5 protein-coding genes are annotated in these 4,130 nt (G+C 26.5%); all 5 read left to right on the forward strand.

Annotation, left to right across the window (positions count from 1 at the left end; genetic code table 11):
* Positions 1-130: 130 nt before the first annotated feature.
* Positions 131-967 carry a hypothetical protein gene (locus tag B6S12_RS10280; protein ID WP_111230686.1) on the forward strand — a complete coding sequence of 279 codons (837 nt, stop codon included), beginning with the start codon at positions 131-133 and terminating at the stop codon, positions 965-967.
* Positions 955-1,104, forward strand: a complete 150-nt coding sequence (locus B6S12_RS11200; protein ID WP_181451039.1) for a hypothetical protein — start codon at positions 955-957, stop codon at positions 1,102-1,104. The genes B6S12_RS10280 and B6S12_RS11200 overlap by 13 nt, the downstream gene beginning before the upstream one ends.
* Complete coding sequence (locus B6S12_RS10285; RefSeq protein WP_111230687.1) at positions 1,097-1,957, forward strand: hypothetical protein; 861 nt, start codon at positions 1,097-1,099, stop codon at positions 1,955-1,957. The genes B6S12_RS11200 and B6S12_RS10285 overlap by 8 nt, the downstream gene beginning before the upstream one ends.
* A gap of 71 nt (positions 1,958-2,028) precedes the next feature.
* Positions 2,029-2,883 (forward strand): hypothetical protein, encoded by an 855-nt coding sequence (locus B6S12_RS10290; RefSeq protein WP_111230688.1) that lies wholly within the window; start codon positions 2,029-2,031, stop codon positions 2,881-2,883.
* On the forward strand, positions 2,880-4,130 hold a 1,251-nt coding region (locus tag B6S12_RS10295; protein WP_111230689.1), incomplete at its 3' end, for a hypothetical protein. The genes B6S12_RS10290 and B6S12_RS10295, both read left to right, overlap by 4 nt.

Here is a 4,130-nt window from a genome sequence, read left to right on the forward strand (position 1 = left end):
ACAAAGAAGATTTAAGTTCTTTAGGGGATTTAAGTATAAAATATAATCATTATAATGCAAAGATTAAAAATTATTCTAGTGATTATTGTAAGTATTATTGTAAAATAGCTTAGAATTTTTAGGAGCATCAATGAAAAAAATTCAGTTTTTATTTGACACAAAATTAAAAAAATTAGCTTGGGTTATAACCATATTATTTATCGGATTTATAGGATATAACACACTTTTTTATACTGAATTTAAAAATGGTTATGCAAAAGTGATTTTACGCTCTAATGCAACACTTAACCGAGTGGGTTATTGCATAAAAGAAAATAGAAAATTAAGTCTAGATGAATTATTTGAAAGAGCTACTAAAGACCTACTTGAAAAGTTTTACAATGAAGCACATGATCCATTATTTACAAATATAGATGGAGAATGGCTTAGTGTCGATAATTGTTATTATGAGAGCAAAGAAAAAGCAAAGAATGCTCCAAGTTGTCAATTTTCTAGCAATGGAAAGCAATTTGATATCAACGATATCATAAAACAAATTGATCTTAATAAAACTGAAGAAGAAAATATGCAAAAAATAATGCAGGGTTTTAACATTGTAAGACCTTTTGAAGAAGAAAAAATTTTAACAGATGATTTAGAGTTAAAATATGCTTTATTCTTGGAAGACAAATTTGGTAACTATATTTTTATCCCTTATGATATTGACTTTATTGCGATTGGTGGCGATATTGCCAATAACTCAAAATTTGGTTATTCTGCTTATGCCTTAATGATAAAAGAATATTATATAGGTAATCGTGGTTTCAAATTTACAAAGGGAAAATTAAAATCTTGGGAAAATGCAATTTATAGGTATTATCCTATTACAAATTGTGGTGAGGTTGAAATGCGTTATGATTTTGATCCTCCTGGATTATATTATCAGTTATTTTATGATATGCAATGGAGAGATGAATGGCATCGCTAAATTTAAAAGGCGATTATGGAGTAGAAATTTTATCTTATTATCTTTGGGGAGAAAGCACACCACCAGGTAATTTAGCTAAAAAAGCATTGCTTGTCATACAAAACAATATTATTCCAAAGGACAAACAAAATGCTTAAGTTTTCTAAGAAAAATATAATCATTATTCTTATAGTAGCATTTTTAATATCTGTAATGAGTAATCTTTATGATTATGTAAATGAAGCCCTAGATTATAAAAATACTAAAGAAACTAAAGCAAGAGAAAATCTTAATTCTTTAATCCTATGGAGTAAGAATGAAGCCAAAGAAGAACTAGAATATGCAAAAAAACTTTCTAAAGAAACTTACAATCAAGAAAAAGTTACAAAAGAAATCATTAAAAACCTTGAAAAAATAAAAACAAGTATAGAAGATATACGAATTTTAACTTTTTATGGATTTGCAGATGAGGATGAAGAACTTACAATAAAAGCTGGACAAATCATTTTAAAAACCAATACCGATATTATAACTTATCTCTTATACAATGAAAGAAATATCATAAATCATCAAACTTATTTTTTATTTGATAAGGAAAGATTTAAAGTTTTTGAAGATTTTTTATTTTTTCTAAATACTCATTTAGAAGAAGATTTTTTACAAAAAGATATAAATAATTTTAATTTCAAAAAAATTGTAATATACATCAATGTGCTAATTGGCTATAATCGTGCATTTACTGATATGTATTTAGGTGAATTTTCACAAGATTGTATTTGTGATTTAAACAATCCTAAAACTATAGCAATTCTAAATGGTATAGAAAAAATTAATATTGCGGTTGACAATAGTCTTAAAGTTTTTAATAAAGAGCTTGAATTATTTATCAATGAAGATGATAGAACAAAATTAAAAAGAATAATTAATTATTTTCAAACTTTCAAACTCGGTCAAAAACAAACTAATGAACTTAAATCCATACAAGCCAAACTAAAAGAGTGTGAAAAATGAATGAAGAGCTAGAAAGAGAAGTATTGCTTGTGATATAATGCAAAACAATATTATTCCAAAGGACAAACAAAATGCTTAAGTTTTCTAAGAAAAATATAATCATTATTCTTATAGTAGCATTTTTAATATCTGTAATGAGTAATCTTTATGATTATGTAAATGAAGCCCTAGATTATAAAAATACTAAAGAAACTAAAGCAAGAGAAAATCTTAATTCTTTAATCCTATGGAGTAATAATGAAGCTAAAGAAGAACTAGAATATGCAAAAAAACTTTCTAAAGAAACTTACAATCAAGAAAAAGTCACCAAAGAAATTATTAAAAACTTTGAAAAGATAAAAGCAAGTATAGAAAGCATGAGAATTTTAAGTTCTTATGGAACCACTAAAGAGGATATGGAGCTTATGAGAAAGGCTGGTCATGCTATTAAAAAATCAAGTATTAGTATTATACTTCATCTTTTAAGTAGAGAAAAAACTCTTATAGGACATAAAACCTATTTTTTATTTAGCAGGGAAAGATTTAAAGCAATTGAGGATTTTTTATTTTTTCTGAATACTCATTTAGAAGATTTTTTAAAAAAGGATATTAATGAATTTGAATTGGCTAAGTTGCCATATGCTACTATGTTAATTGGCTATAATCGTGCATTTGCCGATATGTATTTGGATGAATTATTCGAAATACCTGGTTGTGAATTCAATAATCATAAAACCATAAGGATTTTAAATGGTATGAGTAGAAACAATTTTGCAGTCGATGGAGTTTTATTCTTTTTTAATAAAGAATTAAAAAAATATACTGATGATAATTTAAGGAAAAATTTTAAAGAATTGATTAATATTTATCAGAATTTTAGGCTTAGTCCAGAGCTAATTAGTCAACTTCAAACCCTACAAACTAAACTAAAAGAGTGTGAAAAATGAATGAAGAGCTAGAAAGAGAAGTATTGCTTGATAGAGAATTAAGCCAAATAGAAAAAGATTTACAAAATGCTTTAAAACATAGTGATATGGATAAAATAGGAGAAGAACTTCTTAAAGAGGTGGAAGAAGAAAACCTTGCATATCAAAATAATATTCAAAACATACAAGGCGTAACCAGTTTTGTAAATAATGCATTAGACATTGGTTCTCAAACATTTAAAACATTAGAACCCTACCTTCTTCCTTTTAAAATTATCATAAAAAGAGCAGATAATACCCTTAGTGTAATTGATGGTATCATAGAATATCAAAAAACAGGTGATGGCTTAAAAGTAATTGCAAAACTTGCTACAGGTTTTATTGTGGATACAATTTTTGTAGTGGGAACAAAAATAATAATTGCACAAGCTATCTCTGCCTTTGTGGCAATGGCTGTCTATGCAGGAAGCATAACACTTGGAGTATTAGTAGGTGTTGTTATTATTACAATAGGAGTGGCAGCTCTTTGGTGGATTAGTTCTGGCCTAAAAGAATGGCTAGAAAAACATGGAATTTCACTAGATGATCTTACAACCAACTTTACCCCTCAAGAATTAAAAAAAATCAATGTAGCCCATTGTCATAGAGCTTATGAGAAAAAAATACAAAGTTTGCAAATATATTATCAAGGCAAAATTTATCATAAACCTCCGCAATTAATTCCACATTATCAGCAAAATCAAAAAGCATTTAGGGATATTTTGAAAGAAGAGATTAAAAAAACAAATAGTCAAAAAATGCAAAATTTTTTGGAAATATTAAATTATGAACTTTTATCTAGTGATAAAATAAATTCTATACAGGCTTCAACAGATATTTGTTATCTTAAAGCCCTCTATCAGTGTGAAAGTTATATACAGGTTTCAAAAGATAGTTTCCCTTTTTTAAATAAAAAAAATATGGAAAATATATTTGGAGTTAATTCTAGTTTTTATAGGATTTTTATACAAAATAAAAAGGAACTTACCCAAGATTATATAGAGGCTAGAAAATCACTTTATCGTTCTATAGAATTCTTCAAATGGCAAAGATATAGGGAATATTTTAATCCTTTAAATAATGTTTGCCAAAATATTGATAAAGAAAACAATTTAGACTCTAAGGGTTTAAAGCAAAATATTACAACCATCAAACAAAATCCCAATCTCTTAACTTCTCATTCTAAAAACCTAAACCATTTCATCTTAGAAAATAAAGACAAAAACAAA

It is taken from the genome of Helicobacter valdiviensis, assembly GCF_003245365.1.
GTDB classification, from domain to species: Bacteria; Campylobacterota; Campylobacteria; order Campylobacterales; family Helicobacteraceae; genus Helicobacter_D; species Helicobacter_D valdiviensis.

What these genes read in the sequence shown, in the direction of transcription:
- B6S12_RS10280 (WP_111230686.1), top strand. Translation starts at nt 131, where the DNA reads ATGAAAAAAATTCAGTTTTTATTTGACACAAAATTAAAAAAATTAGCT.
- B6S12_RS11200 (WP_181451039.1), top strand. Translation starts at nt 955, where the DNA reads ATGGCATCGCTAAATTTAAAAGGCGATTATGGAGTAGAAATTTTATCT.
- B6S12_RS10285 (WP_111230687.1), top strand. Translation starts at nt 1,097, where the DNA reads ATGCTTAAGTTTTCTAAGAAAAATATAATCATTATTCTTATAGTAGCA.
- B6S12_RS10290 (WP_111230688.1), top strand. Translation starts at nt 2,029, where the DNA reads ATGCTTAAGTTTTCTAAGAAAAATATAATCATTATTCTTATAGTAGCA.